This window comes from Streptomyces sp. NPDC088812 (assembly GCF_044750285.1).
Taxonomy (GTDB): Bacteria; Actinomycetota; Actinomycetes; order Streptomycetales; family Streptomycetaceae; genus Streptomyces.
Genome location: NZ_JBIVJP010000016.1, coordinates 209960 through 227135 on the forward strand (window position 1 = coordinate 209960; position 17176 = coordinate 227135).

At 70.8% G+C, this 17176-nt stretch carries 15 protein-coding genes; 5 read left to right on the top strand and 10 right to left on the bottom strand.

Annotated features, from left to right (window positions below; all coding sequences use genetic code 11):
* Window positions 1-60: 60 nt before the first annotated feature.
* The 6 genes from ACIP67_RS27100 to ACIP67_RS27125 all read right to left on the bottom strand — a co-directional run bounded on the left by ACIP67_RS27100 (window position 61) and on the right by ACIP67_RS27125 (window position 6325).
* Entirely contained in the window at window positions 61-972 is a 912-nt protein-coding gene (locus tag ACIP67_RS27100) for a hypothetical protein (protein ID WP_401695420.1), read from the bottom strand.
* Between the two features lie 5 nt (window positions 973-977).
* A complete protein-coding gene (locus tag ACIP67_RS27105; RefSeq protein WP_401695421.1) occupies window positions 978-2633 on the bottom strand; it encodes a thiamine pyrophosphate-binding protein in 1656 nt (551 codons plus the stop codon).
* Window positions 2630-3700 carry an amidohydrolase family protein gene (locus ACIP67_RS27110; RefSeq protein ID WP_401695423.1) on the bottom strand — a complete coding sequence of 357 codons (1071 nt, stop codon included), beginning with the start codon at window positions 3698-3700 and terminating at the stop codon, window positions 2630-2632. The genes ACIP67_RS27105 and ACIP67_RS27110 overlap by 4 nt, the downstream gene beginning before the upstream one ends.
* A gap of 63 nt (window positions 3701-3763) precedes the next feature.
* Window positions 3764-4624: an HpcH/HpaI aldolase/citrate lyase family protein gene (locus tag ACIP67_RS27115; RefSeq protein ID WP_401695424.1), complete on the bottom strand. Its 861-nt coding sequence runs from the start codon at window positions 4622-4624 to the stop codon at window positions 3764-3766.
* The gene (locus ACIP67_RS27120) at window positions 4621-5331 is read right to left on the bottom strand and encodes an SRPBCC domain-containing protein (protein WP_401695425.1); all 711 of its coding nucleotides are present in this window, start codon (window positions 5329-5331) and stop codon (window positions 4621-4623) included. The genes ACIP67_RS27115 and ACIP67_RS27120 overlap by 4 nt, the downstream gene beginning before the upstream one ends.
* Before the next feature lie 199 nt (window positions 5332-5530).
* Window positions 5531-6325 (bottom strand): ABC transporter ATP-binding protein, encoded by a 795-nt coding sequence (locus ACIP67_RS27125; RefSeq protein WP_401695426.1) that lies wholly within the window; start codon window positions 6323-6325, stop codon window positions 5531-5533.
* An 855-nt stretch (window positions 6326-7180) separates the two neighbouring features.
* Here ACIP67_RS27125 and ACIP67_RS27130 point away from each other — a divergent pair.
* The 3 genes from ACIP67_RS27130 (at window position 7181) to ACIP67_RS27140 (ending at window position 10431) form a co-directional block, all read left to right on the top strand.
* Window positions 7181-8341 (top strand): lactonase family protein, encoded by a 1161-nt coding sequence (locus tag ACIP67_RS27130; protein ID WP_401695428.1) that lies wholly within the window; start codon window positions 7181-7183, stop codon window positions 8339-8341.
* 114 nt (window positions 8342-8455) lie between these two features.
* Window positions 8456-9151: a GntR family transcriptional regulator gene (locus ACIP67_RS27135; RefSeq protein WP_401695430.1), complete on the top strand. Its 696-nt coding sequence runs from the start codon at window positions 8456-8458 to the stop codon at window positions 9149-9151.
* A 302-nt stretch (window positions 9152-9453) separates the two neighbouring features.
* Window positions 9454-10431 carry a phosphotransferase family protein gene (locus ACIP67_RS27140; RefSeq protein ID WP_401695431.1) on the top strand — a complete coding sequence of 326 codons (978 nt, stop codon included), beginning with the start codon at window positions 9454-9456 and terminating at the stop codon, window positions 10429-10431.
* Between the two features lie 45 nt (window positions 10432-10476).
* On the opposite strand, the gene ACIP67_RS27145 is transcribed toward ACIP67_RS27140, so the two are convergent.
* From ACIP67_RS27145 to ACIP67_RS27155, 3 genes are read right to left on the bottom strand one after another with little or no spacing between them, the layout of a single operon-like run.
* A complete protein-coding gene (locus ACIP67_RS27145) occupies window positions 10477-11193 on the bottom strand; it encodes a 3-oxoacid CoA-transferase subunit B (protein ID WP_401695432.1) in 717 nt (238 codons plus the stop codon).
* Window positions 11190-11858 (bottom strand): 3-oxoacid CoA-transferase subunit A, encoded by a 669-nt coding sequence (locus ACIP67_RS27150; RefSeq protein WP_401695433.1) that lies wholly within the window; start codon window positions 11856-11858, stop codon window positions 11190-11192. Before ACIP67_RS27150 ends, ACIP67_RS27145 begins: the two co-directional genes overlap by 4 nt.
* Complete coding sequence (locus ACIP67_RS27155) at window positions 11855-13060, bottom strand: thiolase family protein (protein WP_401695434.1); 1206 nt, start codon at window positions 13058-13060, stop codon at window positions 11855-11857. Before ACIP67_RS27155 ends, ACIP67_RS27150 begins: the two co-directional genes overlap by 4 nt.
* Before the next feature lie 83 nt (window positions 13061-13143).
* On the opposite strand from ACIP67_RS27155, the gene ACIP67_RS27160 reads away from it, so the two are divergent.
* Window positions 13144-14031 (top strand): LysR substrate-binding domain-containing protein, encoded by an 888-nt coding sequence (locus tag ACIP67_RS27160; RefSeq protein ID WP_401695436.1) that lies wholly within the window; start codon window positions 13144-13146, stop codon window positions 14029-14031.
* 222 nt (window positions 14032-14253) lie between these two features.
* Window positions 14254-15015: a ZIP family metal transporter gene (locus ACIP67_RS27165; RefSeq protein ID WP_401695437.1), complete on the top strand. Its 762-nt coding sequence runs from the start codon at window positions 14254-14256 to the stop codon at window positions 15013-15015.
* A 531-nt stretch (window positions 15016-15546) separates the two neighbouring features.
* Here the strand turns inward: ACIP67_RS27165 and ACIP67_RS27170 are convergent.
* Window positions 15547-17037: a hypothetical protein gene (locus ACIP67_RS27170; RefSeq protein ID WP_401695467.1), complete on the bottom strand. Its 1491-nt coding sequence runs from the start codon at window positions 17035-17037 to the stop codon at window positions 15547-15549.
* Window positions 17038-17176 lie beyond the last annotated feature (139 nt).

Below are 17176 nucleotides of genomic sequence, written 5' to 3' on the forward strand. Positions count from 1 at the left end.
CTCTCTCGATGTTCCTTCACGGGTGCGCCGCCGGGCGGCGCACCTTCGCCGATCGCCTCCTCAGCTGTCGAGGAAGGCCGTCTCCCGCTCGATCGCCGCGACGTCCACCGGCTCGCTGATGAGGTCCTGTTCCAGGGCGTACCGTCCGGCGATCTCCAGGCAGGCGGTCAGCGACGCGCTCCATCCGGCCGCGACCGCGCGCCCGGCCGGCGAGTCGTCCCGCAGGTGTGCGGTGTCCGCGATCGCCTGCTTCAGGGCCCGGTGGACGGCGAGCACGGCATGGGGGCGGTCGCGCAGGACGTCGTCGCGCACCACCAGCAGGTGGTTGGCCGGGATCGTCCCGTGCCGCTCGATCCACGCCTCCCCGGCGTCCAGCGCGTCCGCCACGAGCGGGACCAGTCCCGCGCCCTGTCCGCCGATCGCCTTCGGACCGAGCACCGCCGCGCAGACGTCGTGGGAGCGCAGCAGGTCCCCGACCCGCCCGGCCGCCGACCGCTCCACGTACGGGGGGTTGACGTACTGGGCGACGTGGACGTCCTCGGTGGTCACCCAGGTGATGTCGGAGGACTCGACCCCGTACTCCTCGCGCAGCCAGCCGCGCACCCACAGACCGGTGGTCTGGCCGTACGCGCGGACACCCACACGCCGGCCGACGAGGTCCCCGGGGCTGATCGGCGGATCCTCCGGGAGCCGGGTCAGGGACCGGTGGTGGGTGCTTCCCACCAGCACCACCGGCAGCAGCGTCAGCGGGATGCCGGCGTCGCGGGCCTGGAGGTAGGTGGCCATCGGCATCTCGCAGATGTCGTAGGCCAGGTCACGGACCATGCGGGCGAAGGCGGGGGGCAGGGGGGAGGAGTCCAGGTGGCGGCAGTCCACTCCGTCCACGGGAACGGTCCCGTCCTTCAGCGGCCGGGTGTGCGGGTAGTCGCCCAGCAGGACGGACAGCGGTGCGGTCGGGTGCCTGTCGCTCATGCCGCTCACACGTCCTCGCCGTACTGGATGCGCCGGTACGGGGTGCTCAGCACCTCACGGGTGATGCGGACGTCGATGACGGTCGGCCGGGGGGCGCGCACGTACTCCGCCAGCGCGTCGCGCAGTTCCTGCGCGGTGCGGACCGTGGCCCCGCCGCCGCCGAGCGCCTGGGCGACCGCGCCCAGTTCGGGGGTGGAGATGGTCGCCAGTTCCGGGTCCAGGCCCTTCGCCTTCGCCTTGTGGTACTCGGCGCCCAGGCCCTGGTCGTTCATCACCACGACCAGCAGCGGGACGTCGTACCGGCACGCCGTCTCGAACTCGGGCAGGTGCATGATGAAGCTGGCGTCGCCCTCCACCACGAAGCCGGGCTTGTTGCCCTGCGCGATCATCTGGCCGAGGGCGATCAGCGGGGCCTGGCCGATGGCGCCGAACATGCCGTAGTTGGAGAGCACGTCACGGGAGCGCTGGAAGAGCATGGTGCCGAAGTCGGTCTGGTGCCCGCTGCCCAGCACCAGCCCCATCTCGCCCGGCAGTTCGTGGTCGAGGATCCAGATCGCCTCGCGCGGGTCGAGGCGTCCGGGCTCGCGCACGTACTCCGCCGGCGGCTGGAGCCGGGCGGTCAGGTGCTGTCGGACGGCGTCGGTGTGGAAGCCCTCCAGCCGGACGTTCCGCTCCCGCAGGGCCCGGGTCAGCTCGGTGAGGGCGGTGACCGCGTCGGCCTGGAGGTAGCAGTCCGCGGTCCTGCCGTTCCCCATCACCAGGTGCGGGGCGGTGTCGATCTGGATGTACTTGGCCTCGGGGTAGAGGTAGCCGCTTTCGATGGTGTAGTGGTTCAGGCTGGCGCCCACCGCGATGACGCAGTCGGCCTCCTGGAGCAGTTCCATCGACGCCTTGTCGCCGAACAGACCCGACAGGCCGACGTGGAAGTCGGTGCGGTCGCACAGCCAGTTCTTCGCCTGGAGGGTGGTGGCCAGCAGGGCGCCGGTCTGTTCCTGCAAGGCGAGGATCTGCTCGCCCGAGTCCGCCTTGCGCGCGCCCCGCCCCGCGATGACGACCACGCGCTTGGCGTTCTGGAGGAGGGCGCAGGCGGCCTCGATGCCGGCCGGGTCCGGCAGCAGCCGCGGCGTCCGGATCAGGGCCGTGGACGGCACGTAGTCCTCGTCGTAGTCGTCGAGTTCGGCGACCTGCACGTCGAAGGGGGCGCTGATCATGACCGGCTTGGACTCGGTGCGGGCCAGGTAGAACGCCTGGCGCACGGTCTCCTGGGCGTTCTCGGGACGGGTCACGTGGAGGAACTCGCACTCGATCGCGGCGGCGAAGCGCCGCTGGTCGAGGTACTGGGTGGCGCCCTCGTCACCCAGCGGCGTCTCACCGCAGAAGGCGACCAGGGGGGTGCCCGCCCGGCTCGCCACGATCATCGAGGTGGCCAGCTGGGAGACGCCGGGGCCGCTGGTCGTGGTGACCACACCGGGCTGCCCCGCGCCGCGGGCCCAGCCGTCCGCCATGCCGAGGCCGGAGCCCTCGTGCCGCACCTCGTACAGCCGCACACCGCGGTCGGCGAGCGCGGCCATCCAGTGCATGTTGGCGTCGCCCATCATGCCGAAGACATCGGTGGTGCCTTCCTTGACGAACGCCTCGGCGAGTGCTTCGTAGACCTTCACTTCGTGGACTCCTTCACGTTCGCGGCCGCCGTCGTCCGGGCCTTCAGGACACCGTCGAGCCGTGCGAAGACCCGCAGCGCGTTGCCTCCGTAGACCGCCTGCCGGTCGGTGTCGCTCAGGCTGTCGATGGAGTCGAGGGTGTGTTTGGTGTCGTCGAACCGACGCCCGGTCTCCGGGTCCACGCTGCGGACGGCGCCGATCATCTCCGAGGCGAACAGCACGTTGCGGGCCGGAATGACGTCCAGCAGCAGTTCCATGCCGCGCTTGTGGTACACGCAGGTGTCGAAGTACACGTTGCGCAGGATCGACTCCTCCAGCGGCGGCCGGCCGCGGTCCTGCATCATGCCGCGGTAGCGGCCCCAGTGGTACGGGACGGCGCCGCCGCCGTGCGGCAGGATCAGCCTCAGCGTCGGGAAGTCCTTGAACAGGTCCGCCTCGCACAGCTGCATGAACGCCGCGGTGTCACCGGCGAGGTAGTGGGCGCAGGTCCCCTGCAACGCGGGGTTCCGCGACATCGCGACATGGACCATCGCGGGGACGTCGAGCTCGACCATCTTCTCGTACAGCGGGTAGTACACCCGGTCGGTCAGCGGCGGGGCCTGGTAGTACCCGTCCGACGGGTCCGGGTTCAGCAGACAGCCGACGAAGCCCAACTCCTCCACGCAGCGCTCCAGTTCGGCCACGGAGTTGCGCACGGAGGCGGCGAGGGCGTCGCCCGGCGACTGCGGGAGCTGGCACACGCCCACGAACCGCTCGGGGAAGAGACCGCACACCCGGGAGATCAGGTCGTTGCTGACGCGCGACCAGTCGAGGCTGGTGCGCTCGTCACCGTAGTGGTGGGCCATCTTGCCCGCGCCCGGCGAGAAGACCGTCAGGTCGGTGCCACGCTCGATCTGCAGCTTCAGCTGCCCGTTCTCGATGGCGGCGCGGATCTCGTCGTCGGTGATGTGCAGTTCGTCGGGCGAGACGCGGGCGCCCGACTCCTCGAACGCCTGGATCTGCCTCTCTCGCCACTTGCCCAGCGCGGGAGGCGCCGTGGTGAAGTGACCATGGCAGTCGATGATCATGAATTGCTCCGAGACTTGCGTAGCGATGGTGGCGTGGGGTGCGCCCGGGTCGGCTGTGCGCCGTCAGTCGCGGCCGGTCAGTTCGCGGGCCCTGTCCAGGCCGGGATAGGTGCGCACCGGGGCCGACATCAGGAACCGGTATCCGTCGTCGATCACCTGCTTGACGTTGCCGGCCGTGACGTGGGGGTGGCCCACGGCGACCCCGCGCTCACCGCAGATGTCGAGGATGCGGCGCTTGGACTCCAGGACCCGCGGGTGCTCGTACTGGCGGGGGACTCCCAGTTCCTGGCTCATGTCGCCCTCGCCGACGAGGATCAGCCCGATCCCCGGCACCTGGTCGAGGATGTCCGGCAGGTTCTTGATGCCGAGCTGGTCCTCGATCATGAGGCCGACGAGGATCTCCCCGTCCGGGGCGAGCGGCCACACGTCGGCCCTGGAGTAGTACTCGATGTTGGAGATGCCCCAGTAGCGCGTCGCCGCGTGCGGGCCGTCCCCGCGCAGGCCGGCGGGCTCGTGGAGCGGAGCGTCGGGCAGCCGGGGGTAGCGGCAGGCGGCGACGGCGTTGCGGGCCTCCTCCACCGTGGCGATGTGCGGCCAGATGATGCCGAACGCGCCCAGGTCCAAGGCCTGCTTGGCGTGCCACTGGGCCTTCTCCGCTCCGTTGGCGGGGATGCGCACCAGCGGGGTGACGGCCGGCGCGAGGCTGTCCGCCTCGAAGATCTGACGTCGGCTCAGCAGATACTGGAAGCTGTCCTTCAGGGCGTTGATGTCCCAGGGCTTGTGCTCCATCTCGAACACCACCGCGTCGTAGTCCGAGGTGCTCAGCTCGGTCGCGGACGCCGGATCGGCCGCCGAGAAGGTCGCGAAGACGTGCTGTCCCGCGGCCAGGGCGCCGATCACCTTGTTGAACCTGGTCGTTGTCATCGCCGACCTCCTTGGCCGAGAGCGTCACCGGACGTGTTCACCGGGCGGGCCGCCGTCTGCGGCGCCCCTCCTCGGCGCCTGGCGCGCCGCCCGGTCCACCAGGCGCGCAGGCGGGCGAGCAGGCCGGTCGGGCGGGACGCGGCCGGGCGCGCACCGGCGGGCGCCGCTGTGCGCGGCCCGGTGGACGCCGAGGGGAGCGCCTCGGTGGTCGCCGAGGGGAGCGGTCCGGTGGCGGCTGCCGTGAGGGGCTCGGCGGGTGCCGCGCACAGCGCGACCAGTTCGTCGGTGAACTCCCTCGTCATCCGGGAGACCACCATCCCCGCACCCGACTCGATCAACTTGGCGAGCTTGCCGTTGAGTTTGATCTCGCCGTCGCAGAAGACCCGTGAGCTGCCGGGGGTCTGCCCCTCGGCGACCCGGAAGGTGGCGCCGGCGCTGAAGCGGGTGGCGCCCTGCCCGTCCGCGCCCCGGGCGGTCAGACGGCCCTCACGTGTGGTTTCGTCCAGGTCCAGGGCGACCCGGGCGGCGAACCTGACCCGGAGACCGCCGAATCTGACAGCCAGGGTTCCGTCGAAGGACCCGTCGTCGTGCGACGCTCCGAGCTCTGCGCCGCCGATGCAGGAAACGACGGCTGAGGGGTCCGAGATGACCTCCCAGACGCGTGCGGGAGGGCTCGGTACGGCGATCTCTTCCTTGATCGATATCAAAATCGTGAACCTTACTCGGCGGGGGGCATGACGTCACGGGAAACCTGAAGGAAGGCATGACGGCATGGCGGCATGGCGGCTTCGGGGTGTGGGCGGATGACCGCGGGTGCCGGACCGGTGGGCCGACGTGAACGACGGGCGGGCGCCTCCGTGGCGGGCGGCTCGGCCGCGTCACGCGGCGGAGCGCGGCCCGGCCGCGTTACGCGGCGGACTTCCGCTCGGCGGCGAAGAGACCCCAGAGGTCGTTGTACAGCTCGGAGAACTCGGGCGATTCGACGAGCGAACCGATCTGACGTGGGCGTTCGAAGGGGACGGGAATGATACGGCGGACCGTACCGGGGCCCTTCGACATCACGATGACCTCGTCGGCCAGGTAGATGGCCTCGTTGAGATCGTGCGTGACGAAGATGAGGGTCCCGTTCTGTTCCCGCCAGATGTTGAGCAGTTCCTGCTGGAGTTCGAGCCGGGTGATGGCGTCCAACGGCCCGAACGGCTCGTCCATCAACACGATGGACGGGTTGTAGATCAGCGCACGCGCGATCGCACAGCGCTTCTGCATGCCGCCGGACAGCTCCCGGGGGAAGTGGTTCTCGAAGCCGGCCAGCCCGACGAGGTCGACCCAGTGCGCGACGCGTTCTTCTCGTTCGTCCTTGGCGACCTTGCGGAACTTCAGCGCCAGGCCGATGTTGGCCTTGACGCTCAGCCAGGGCAGCAGGTGCGAATGCTGCGTCACGTACGCGGCATCGGAGTTGACGCCGGTGACGCGCTCGCCGGCGTAGTGGACCTCGCCCCGGGTGGGAGTGAGCAGTCCGGCGGCCAGGTTGAGGATGGTGCTCTTCCCGCACCCGCTGGGCCCGATCACGGCGACGACCTTGCCGCGATCGACCTTGAACGACACGCCTTCGATCGCCGGCTGATGAGTGCCGGGGAACCGCAGGGTGACGTCGTCGAGACGGAGTGCCTCCGAGTGAAAGGTGCGCTGACTGGTCGACATAGCTGTCTCCTCGGCTCCCTCACCGCGAAGAGACGAGGTGGGAGCCGTGCGCTCGTGCCGGTGGTGGCGTTGGTGTGTGACGGTGCGTGAACTGCTGACGGCGGGGTGACTGATGCCCTGCGAAGAGCAGCCGGGGTCGGCTGGAACCTTCCGGTGAGACAGCCTCGGCGACACCGTGCGACTCCGAGATTGTCCGACAAGCGGTAATGGGAACGTAACACCGCCGACTCCGACGGACAAGAATGCTGCGGAAAAACATCCTGTCCTCGCGGACGCCCCCTCTCCCCACCTCGTCATTGTTGGACAACATGGGTTCACGCCTCGCCGCGCGGCCCGCGCCGCGGATGGCCCGAAGCCGCATCCCCACCCTCAGCCGGCCGATGCGCCCCACGACTCGTCGATCCCGCGGGGTGAGGTGGCCGCGGCGTCCGGGCCGCGGCGTCGGAGGGCGACGGCAGTGTCGACGTACGGGACGCCCGTACAGCAGATTGCTGGACAATGTGCCCACGGAGACACCGGACTCCACCCTGCTTCTGCGAGCTTTTCTGCCTAACTCCTTGCCGAGGCGCATCTCGCGGGTTATGTTCCCGGCACATCTTGTCGGACAACCCACGGTCTCCTTGTGCGCGTGGCCATGACGCGCACCCTCAACGGCGTGTTCACCGCCCTCGACTCGTACGCCCCCGGGCGCCCCGGCCCGGCGGACCGTCGCCGGCACGGCCGAGGGCTGGAACGCCGACACCCCGCTCATGAGAAGGGCGTCCTTCGATGAACGATCTCCCCCAGCCCCACCCGCATACGGCCCCGGTCGGCAGCCCGTCCCCACAGCCCTCCCGGAGAACCGTGCTGGCAGCCATGACGGTGTCGCTCGGGGCGGCCGCGCCCCTGCTCTCCGGTACTCCGGCCTCGGCCGCATCCGGCCGGCGGGGAGACCTGCTCTACATCGGCACCTGGGGACAGGGCCAGGTGTACGCGGTGAGGTTCGACCCCGAGCACGGGACCCTGACCCCCCTGGGGTCCGTGGCCCAGGTCAGCTCGAACTGGGTCGCCGCACATCCCACACGCCCGGTCCTCTACGTCGCCGGCGGTGAGCAGGGCGGACATGTACGCGTCTTCCGGATCGACGATGCCTCCGGAGCGCTGCGGCAACTCGACGACGTCGTGACCGAGACCGTCCCGACGGGCAGCGGCGGCCTGTCGTACATCGGATTGACCGGGGAAGCGGACACCTTGCTGGTCGCCGACTTCGCGGCCGGCTCCGCGGTGACCGTCCCGGTGGACCCGGACGGCCGCCTGCGGGGGGTGGCCTCGGTCGTCCAGGACGTCGGGTCCGGCCCTTCTCCACGCCAGCTGGGTCCGCACCCCCACCACGTGGTCGTCGACCCGAGCGGCAGGTACGCGTTGGTCGCGGACTTCGGCGCGGACCGCGTGTTCGTCTACGCCTACGACCGGGCCACGCACCGCATGTCGGCCGGCGCACCCGACGGGCCGGGTTCCTACGCGACCGCAGCGGGCTCGGGCCCGCGGCGGCTGGCCTTCCATCCGGACGGCCGGACCCTCTACCTGCTGAACGAACTCACCGCGGACATCCAGGTGCTGCGGTGGGACGCGACCCGGGGCACGTTGACAGCCCGGCAGGTCCTGCCGACCAACTCCCCCGACCACACAGGAGCCACGAGCGCCGCCGAGCTGGCCGTCAGCCGCGACGGCCGGCACGTGTACACGTCCAACCGCGGCGAGAACGCCCTGGTCGTCTTCGCCACGGACCCCGCGACCGGTCTGCTCACCGAAGTCCAGCGCGTCCCCTGCGCCGGCGTCACGCCATGGAGTTTCGCCCTGCACCCCGGCGGACGGTGGCTTTTCGTCGCGAACGAGGCGAGCGGGAGCGTGAACCTCTTCGCGGTCGACCGGGCGTCCGGGCACCTCACGGACACGGGTGCTTCCGTCGCCGTGCCCTACCCCGACAGCATCGCTTTCCGCACACGGGAGGACGGGCCCGGCACCGGTCCTTCGTGACGGACGGACGACCGCCGGGACGGGGCGACGGCAGCCGCGAGGAGACTCCCCTGCGGTTGCCAGCCATACTGCTCGGTAGGCGGAAGACATCCCTCCCGAGCCACAGGTGATCACGTGAACCCGAAGCACCACGACGACACGGGCGTCTCTGACAAGAGCCCGTCGACGACGCGGCACAGTCAGGCCTATGACGGCCTGCGCTCACTGCTGCAGTCGGGAACCTTCGCACCGGGCACCCGCCTCACCGAAGCGGACTTGACCCAGAGGTTCGGCGTCTCACGCAGCACCATGCGGGCCGTACTGGTGCAGTTGACGCAGGAGGGGTACGTCACCAGCGAGGTCAACCGGGGTGTCCGTACGCGGAACTTCACGGTCGAGGAGGCTCTGGACATCCTGGAGGCGCGGGAAACGCTCGAATCCGCCCTGGCCGGCAAAGCCGCCGAACGCGCGACCGAGGAGGAGGTCGAGGCGCTGCGCCGTACGGTGCAGTTCATGGCGGACTGCCAGGCGAGCGGCGACCAAGCGGGATACTCCCAGGGCAACCGGACCTTCCACCAGCAGGTCAAGCGCGCCGCTCACCAGCAGACTCTGGCCCGTGCCTACGACACGCTGCTCTACCCCCTCGTCATGAGGCAGTATCGCGACCTCACCGCGCCGCATCCGCGGACCGGATCGCTCGAGGAACACCAGGCCATCTTCCTGGCGGTGCTCACCCGCAACCCCGACGCGGCCGTCGCCGCGATGCGCCACCACGTCGGCTCAGCCCGCAGAGCTCTGCTGCTGCGATCGACGCAGGGTGTCGCCGAGTGAGCGGGGGACCGCAGCCCGCGGGAGGAGAGTGAAGGCGGACGGCGGCATGCTCGTCGAACGCCCGACAGGCGGCCGCCGCAGCCTCCTTGCCGCGATGAGTCAGCGCCTCGTGACCTCGGTCGTCGCGGAGGCCTCGCGCTGACCACCCCACCGCATCGCCGAGCCGCGCCACCACGGCCGGGCGATGCGGCGTCACCCATCCCCGCGTCGACGTGAAGGACAGGGCCTGCGCCGAGAAATGCTCCGTGGACTCCGGTGCAGCATGCCTTGTCCTGCCGGAAAACGCTTGCCATGATCTGCGGGTGGACAGTGCGACCAAGCGGGACCTGGACCGGTCCGAGATCCAACGGGTGATCACCGCCGCCCTCGGTCCCACGGCGCGGATCACGTCGCTGCACGAGTTCACCGACGGGTTCTTCAACGCCGTCCACGGCGTCGATCTCGCCGACGGCACCCGGCTCGTCCTCAAAGCCGCGCCGGCCCCGGATCTGAAGCTGCTGCGGTGCGAGGCCGACCTCATGCGCACCGAGCACGAGTTCTTCCGGCGGGCCGCGGCGGCGGGCGTACCGCTGCCCGCCCTCCGCTACGCCGACCTCGACGCCGGCTACCTCCTGCTCGACCGGCTGAACGGCACCAGCCTCCATGCCCTGGCTCCGCGGCTCACCCCGGAGCAGCTGTACCGGATCCGCCGTGACCTCGGCCGGATCGGCGCCAGGATCACCACCGTCACCGGTGAACTGTTCGGCTACCCGCGCCGCGACGGCCACACCCGTTCCCCCAGCTGGCGCACCTCGTTCCTCACCCTCGTCGAGGACATCCTGGCCGACGCGGTCGAACACGACCGGCCGCTGCCCATGGCCGCGGACGACATCGCCGCGCTGGTCCGCCGCCACGCACCGTTGCTGGACGACGTCACTCGCCCGGCGCTCGTGCACTTCGACCTCTGGGACGGCAACGTCTTCGTCGACGACGACCTGGCCATCGAAGGGATCATCGACGGGGAGCGGGCACTGTACGCCGACCCCCTCGCGGAGCTGGTGTCCCTTCTGATGTTCCGCGAACCCGACGCGGTACCCGGCGTGCTCGACGGGTTCCTCGGGCGAGCGCTCACCGACCGGGAACGCACACGGCTGACCCTGTACAACGTGTACCTCGGACTCATCCTCGTCACCGAGGAGGCGGTGCGCGCGTACGACCCCGTCGAGTACGCACCGATGTACCGCTGGGCCACGGACCAGCTCACCGGGCAACTGCGGCTCCTGCGCCAGAAGTCCGCCTGAGCGGGGCGAGCAGTCGGCGGTCGGCGGTCGCTGTCTCGTACCCGGTCAGCGGCCTGCCGGAGCGCTGCCGGTCAGCGGAGTGTCCGCGTCGGTCGTAGCAGGCAGGAGGGGCAGGTCCAGGCGGCCTGCCAGGTCGTCGACGGTGGTGCCGAAGGTCTCCCGCACCGTGACGCCCCGCGGGGTGATGTCGAAGACGGCGAGATCGGTGTAGACGCGGTCGACGCAGCCCGGCCCGGTCAGCGGGTAGGTGCACCGGGGCACCAGCTTGGGCGCGCCGGTCTTGGTGAACAGCGTCATCATGACGAAGACGTTCTTGGCGCCGATCGCCAGGTCCATGGCTCCGCCGACGGCGGGGATGGCGTCGGGTGCGCCGGTGTGCCAGTTGGCGAGGTCGCCGGCCGCGGAGACCTGGAAGGCTCCCAGCACGCAGATGTCCAGGTGGCCGCCGCGCATCATGGCGAAGGAGTCGGCGTGGTGGAAGTACGCCGCCCCGGGCGGCTCGGTCACGGGGATCTTGCCGGCGTTGGTGAGATCGGGGTCGATCTCGTCGCCCTGGGCCGCGGGTCCCATGTTGAGCATGCCGTTCTCGGTGTGGAGCACCACGCCGGAGTCGGCCGGCAGATGGTCGGCGACGAGTGTGGGCCGGCCGATGCCGAGGTTGACGAAGGCGCCGGGCGGGATGTCCCGGGCTATGAGGGCGGCGATGCCGTGGTTGTCCAGCGGGGTGTGCGCGGTACTCGCGGAGGGTCGGTCGGGGTTCATGCGGTTGCCTCCTGCACGACACGGTCGACGTAGATGCTCGGCGTCACCACGGTTTCGGGATCGATCGTGCCGGTCTCGACGATCTCGCGGACCTGTGCGATCACGGTGGCCGCGGCGGTGGCCATGACCGGCCCGAAGTTGCGGGCGGTCTTGCGGTAGACGAGGTTGCCCATGCGGTCGGCCCGGTGGGCGCCGATCAGCGCCACGTCGCCCCTGATCGGGTACTCCAGGACGTAGGTGCGGCCGTCGATGACCCGGGTCTCCTTGCCCTCGGCCAGCAGGGTTCCGACCCCGGTGGGGCAGTAGAAGGCGCCGATGCCGGCCCCGGCCGCCCGGATCCGTTCGGCGAGGTTGCCCTGGGGCACGACCTCCAGCTCGATCCGGCCGGCCCGGTACAGGCCGTCGAAGACGTGGGAGTCGGCCTGGCGGGGGAAGGAGCAGATCACTTTGCGGACCCGTCCCTCGGCCAGCAGCGCGGCGAGCCCGGTGTCGCCGTTGCCGGCGTTGTTGGACACCACGGTCAGGTCCCCGGCGCCCTGGCGGATGAGCGCGTCGATCAGGTCGACCGGCATGCCGGCCATGCCGAAGCCGCCGACGAGCACCGTCGAGCCGTCCTCGATCCCGGCCACCGCCTCGTCGGCGTGGGCGCACAGCTGTGTGGTCATCGGCTCGTCCCCGTGACGTTCTCCAGGACCACGGCGAGCGCCTGGCCCACTCCGATGCAGATGGCCGCGACGCCCCACCGCCCGCCGGACTCCGTGAGCCGGTGGGCCAGCGTGCCGAGGAGCCTGCCGCCGGAGGCGCCCAGCGGGTGACCGAGCGCGATGGCACCGCCCTTGGTGTTGACGATCCCGGGGTCGATGTCCCAGGCGTCCGCGCAGGCCAGTGCCTGCACGGCGAACGCCTCGTTGAGCTCGACCGCACCGACGTCGGACCAGGTGACGCCCGCGCTCTTCAGGGCCCGGTTCGCCGCCTCCACCGGCGCGAATCCGAACATCTGCGGGTCCAGTGCGAACACTCCGCGCCCCGCGACGCGGGCCAGCGGATCGGCGCCGATGCGCGCCGCGGCGGCCCGCGAGCCGAGCAGTACGGCCGACGCGCCGTCGCTGAGCGGTGAGGCGTTGCCCGCGGTGATCACCCCGTCGGTGCGGAACACCGGCTTGAGCACGGCGAGCTTGTCGGGGGTGGAGCCGGGCCGGACTCCCTCGTCCCGGGTGAGGGTCGCGCCCTTGTCGTCCACCGCGACCGGCACCACGAGATCGTCGTAGAAGCCGGCGGTCCAGGCGGCGTCGGCGAGCTGGTGGGACCGGGCGGCGAACTCGTCCTGCCGTCGGCGGGGGATGGCGAACCGGTCGGCCAGCTGCTCGTTGGCCTCACCCAGGGAGACCGTCCACGCCTCCGGCATGCGCTCGTTGACCAGCCGCCATCCCAGCGTGGTGGACACGGCGGTCACATCGCCGGCGGGGAAGGCGCGGTTCGGCTTGGGCAGCACCCAGGGCGCCCGGGTCATCGACTCCACACCGCCGGTCAGCACGATGTCGGCGTCACCGCTCTCGACGGCGCGCGAGGCGATGATCGCCGCGTCCAGGGAGGAGCCGCACAGCCGGTTGACGGTCGTGGCGGGAACGGAGGTGGGCAGGCCGGCCAGCAGCACGGCCATCCTGCCGACGTTGCGGTTGTCCTCGCCCGCGCCGTTGGCGTTGCCCCACACGACGTCGTCGATCTCGCCCGGGTCGAGCGCCGGCACCTTGGCCAGGACCCCGTTGACCGCGCGTGCCGCGAGGTCGTCGGGGCGTGTTCCGGCGAGGGCGCCGGAGAACCGTCCGAAGGGCGTTCTTGCCGCTGCGTATACGTAACTGTCGGTCACGTCGTCACGGTAGGGTCGCCCCCTTCATCATGTCCAAGACCTAATGTGACTCCATTCATAAGGGCAGGTTATAAAATCGGTGGATGGAGCTCCGTCAGGTCCGTTACTTCCTCGCTCTCGCGGAAGAGTGCCACTTCGGGCGTGCGGCGGCCCGCCTGCACGTCGCCCAGCCCGCTCTGTCCCAGCAGATCAAGCAGCTGGAGCACGAACTGGGCACCGCCCTGTTCCACCGGTCCACCCGGCACGTCGAACTCACCGAGGCCGGTCGGCACCTGACCGGGTACGCCCGCACGCTGGTCGCCGAAGCCGAGCGCGCACGCGTCCACATGAGCGAGCTGGCGACCGGCCACTCGGGCCGGGTCTCCGTCGGCTTCATCGGCACCGCCACCTACGACGTGCTCCCCCACGTCGCCCGCACCGTGCGGGCCCGGCTGCCCCGCATCACCATGGACCTGCATGGCGAGCTGCTCACCCCGCAGCTCGTGGACGGCCTGCTCACCGGCACCTACGACCTGGCGGTGTTCCGCTCCGGCCTCACCGGAACCGAAGGGGTGAGCCTCACGCCGCTGCGCACCGAGCCCCTGGTCGCCGTGGTGCCGACGCATCATCCGCTGGCCGCCCGCGAGCGGATCCCGCTGCGAGCGCTGGCCGACGAGCCCTTCGTCATCCATCCGTCGCAGACGCGGTCCGCCATGTACGACCGCGTCCTGTCCGCCTGCGACCGGGCCGGTTTCCGGCCCTCGTCCCTCGTCGAAGTCGGCGAGACCGCCACCCTCGTCGTCTTCGTGGCCGCCGGACACGGCGTGGCCCTCGTGCCGCAGTCGGTGCGAAGCCTGCGGCTCGACGGCGTGACGTACCTGCCGCTCACCGAGACGGAATCCGTCGATCTCGTCCTGGCCCGCCGGGCGGAGCGCAACTCGCCGGCGACGCAGCAGGTCGCCTCGGTGATCGAACAGTGCGTCCGCGGCTGAGACAGCGGTCCCCGACCGATCCGGCGAACGTCGGATCGTCGGGCCCGTCGCGACACCGCCGGCTGAGCGAGCGGCGCCGAAGGGCGCCGGGGCCCTTATGTCCGACCGGGTCTCGGGCCCCCGGCCCTCGTACGTCCGTCCCGCGCCTCGGCCGCACGCCGGGCCGCCGGGCCGATCCGCTCCGTGTGTGACGCCCGGCAAGGTCCGGGTACCGGTAGCGCCATGAGCGAAGTGGTGCAGGCGGGGCTGTGGGGACTACTGGCCGGCTCGGCGTTGCTGGTCGGCGCCGGGATCGGATACGGGCTGCGCGTGCCGCAGAAGGTGATCGCCACCGTGATGGCCTTCGGCGCCGGGGTGCTGCTGTCGGCGGTCAGCTTCGAACTGGTCGGTGAGGCCTACGACGAGGCAGGACTCGCCCCGGCGGCGATCGGCACGCTCGCCGGCGCGATCGCCTACACCTTGGGCAACGTCTGGCTGGCCCGTCGCGGCGCCCGGCACCGCAAGCGCTCCGGCAACCGGTCGGCGCGGTCACAGCCGTCGGAGAGCGAACAGGGCGGGTCCGGGACCGCGCTGGCGCTGGGAGCACTGCTGGACGGCGTCCCGGAATCGGCGGTGATCGGAGTCAGCCTGCTCGACGGCGGGACGGTGAGTCTGGTGACCGTGGCGGCGGTGTTCATCAGCAACGTGCCCGAGGGACTGTCCAGTTCGGCCGGTATGAAGCGGGCGGGACGCGGCAAGGCCTACGTCTTCGGTGTGTGGGCGGCGATCGCCGCGGCCGGCACGGTCTCCGCCGTTCTCGGCTACACGGTCATCGGCGCGTTCTCCCCGGCTGTGATCGCAGCCGTCACGGCGGTGGCCGCCGGGGCGATCCTCGCCATGATCGCCGACACGATGATCCCGGAGGCGTTCGACGACGCCCACCTCGCCATCGGGCTGATCACCGTGTGCGGCTTCCTGGTCTCCTTCGCTCTCTCCCACGCCTGACCACGGCCGGTCGCGGCGACGTGGCCCCGCCGGGCTTCGACCACCCGGACCACCGCTCCGCCCGCCAGGCGCGTCGCCCTCTCGAACCGGCGGTCCGGGAGTGCGTCACGCACGATCCCTCGCGGTCACCAGCTCCTTCACCTCGGAACGGGAACTGCCCCGGTCGGCCGTCGCGGCTCTCCGACGTGGTCGCCGGGACCGTGGAGCCCAAGCCTCGAACTCCCGAAGGTTCGGACGCACCGGCAAGCCACAGTGAGAGGCCGCCCACCAGATGCGCCGGAAACGCCGGGGAGGGGATCGTCATCGCCGGCATCCCCCGACGCCACGGACTTGACTTGCCGGTCGCTGCCGCCGTGCCCGCGGTCAGCTCCTCCGGCAGGGGCAGGGTGGGGAAGAAGAACCGCCCGGGGCGCAGCAGTGGACATCGACGTGATCGCCGCGGGCACGCGCGCCCCGGGTGCGCAGCGATCAGACCAAGCTCCTCGACCAGCGTGACGGCGGTGCTGCCGGCCGGGCCCGCACCCATCGTGGTCACCTCGTCGCTCCCGGGCCGTCGGATCCAGGACCGGCCTTCGGAGACGGGGCGTGGTCCCGGACATAGACCGTGACTCGCGCCCCGTTGACACGGGTTGTTCGGTACTCACGGAAGTAGCGCCGCAGGGTGCTTGTCTTCGCTTCCTCCCGCGGGTCGGCCGGCGAGTTCACACCCACCGCGCGGACCGCGACGATCCGGTCGAATTCCAGCATGCGTGCCGCTATGTCCCGGGCGGGCAGCTCGACACCTGCAAGTGTGTTCGACGAAACGGGATCCTGTGCCAGGGCGAGATCCGTCAGAGAGCGGGTGTCCTCGGGGTTGGCCGCGGTCAAGATCCGCTGCCGGCCCTCGAGATGGAGCAGCCCGTCACCCGGACGGCCTTCCTTGCGTACGGCGGCGCCGATGGCGGTGGCGTCATTGCTCCGGCTCTGGGGCGTCCTCAGCGAAAGGCTCGGCTGGACGAGCGCGGCCAGTACGGCGACCGCCGCGATCCACGCGTAGCGGGAAGACCGCTGCCGCCGCAGGATGTAGTCCGTCCAGGCGCCCAGCAGCAAGGCGATTCCGATATTGCTGTGGAGCACATACCGGTCGACGAACAGAGGCTTGACCAGCGAGACGATCAGCAGCAGAAGGCCCGGAAGCACCAGAAGCGGCACCGCCACCACGGAAAGCCGCACCGGCCCCCTCGCCCCCAGGGGCGCTCGGGCACACACCACGCCCACGACCGCCACCACCAGCAGATACCGAAGCCGCACCGGCCCGTCGATCCAGGACACCTGCCCCGACTGCCCCGCACTGCGGATCACCAGCGGCAGCAGCCCGGCCACCACGCCCGCGGCAGCCACACTCCACGCCCTCAGCACCGGGCGCGGAACACGGGAGACGACCAGCGTGACGCCGTGCGCGACCAGGGCGAGGACCGCGAACTCATGGAGCAGACAGGCCGTCAGCATGGTGCAGCCGTAGACCGCCCACCGCCACCGGGCGCGATGCGGGACACCGACCACGAGCGCATAGGTGGCCCAGGTGACCAGGGCACAGACCATGGCGTACGAGCGGCCTTCCTGCGCGTACTTCTGCACCTGCAAAAGGAGCGGGAACGCCAGCCCGGCCAGCAGCCCGGCACGGGGCCCCGCCAGGCGCAGCCCCAGCAGCCCGACGCCGCTCGCCGCCACGGCCATCGCCAGCACGGACGGCAGCCGTAACGTCAGCAGCCCTCCGCCGAAGAGACCGAAGATCTCATGCATCACGGCGTAGTAGAGGGCATGGACCAGATCAACATGCTGGGCGGTGTGCCATATCTGCGAAGGATCGCGGTGCGCGAGCTGATAGGTGACGGACTCGTCCCCCCACATGGTGTTCTGCCTGCGGATGCCCCAGAGCCCCAGAGCGATGGTCAGCGACAGGGGCGCGATGACGACAACGGCTGCGGCCACGTTCGGTGTCGGCCGACGGGCCGGTGCGGGAGGGGCGACCGCCCTGACCATGGTGGGGGCACGTTCATCAAGGGACATCGGCTGCGGGGCCTTTCAGCAGTGGCGAAGAAGCTCCGCCAGCGTGCCGGGACCTCGTTGACCGGATGCTGACCCAACCTGACCGGCCGATCAGGAAGGCGGGCCGGCGCTG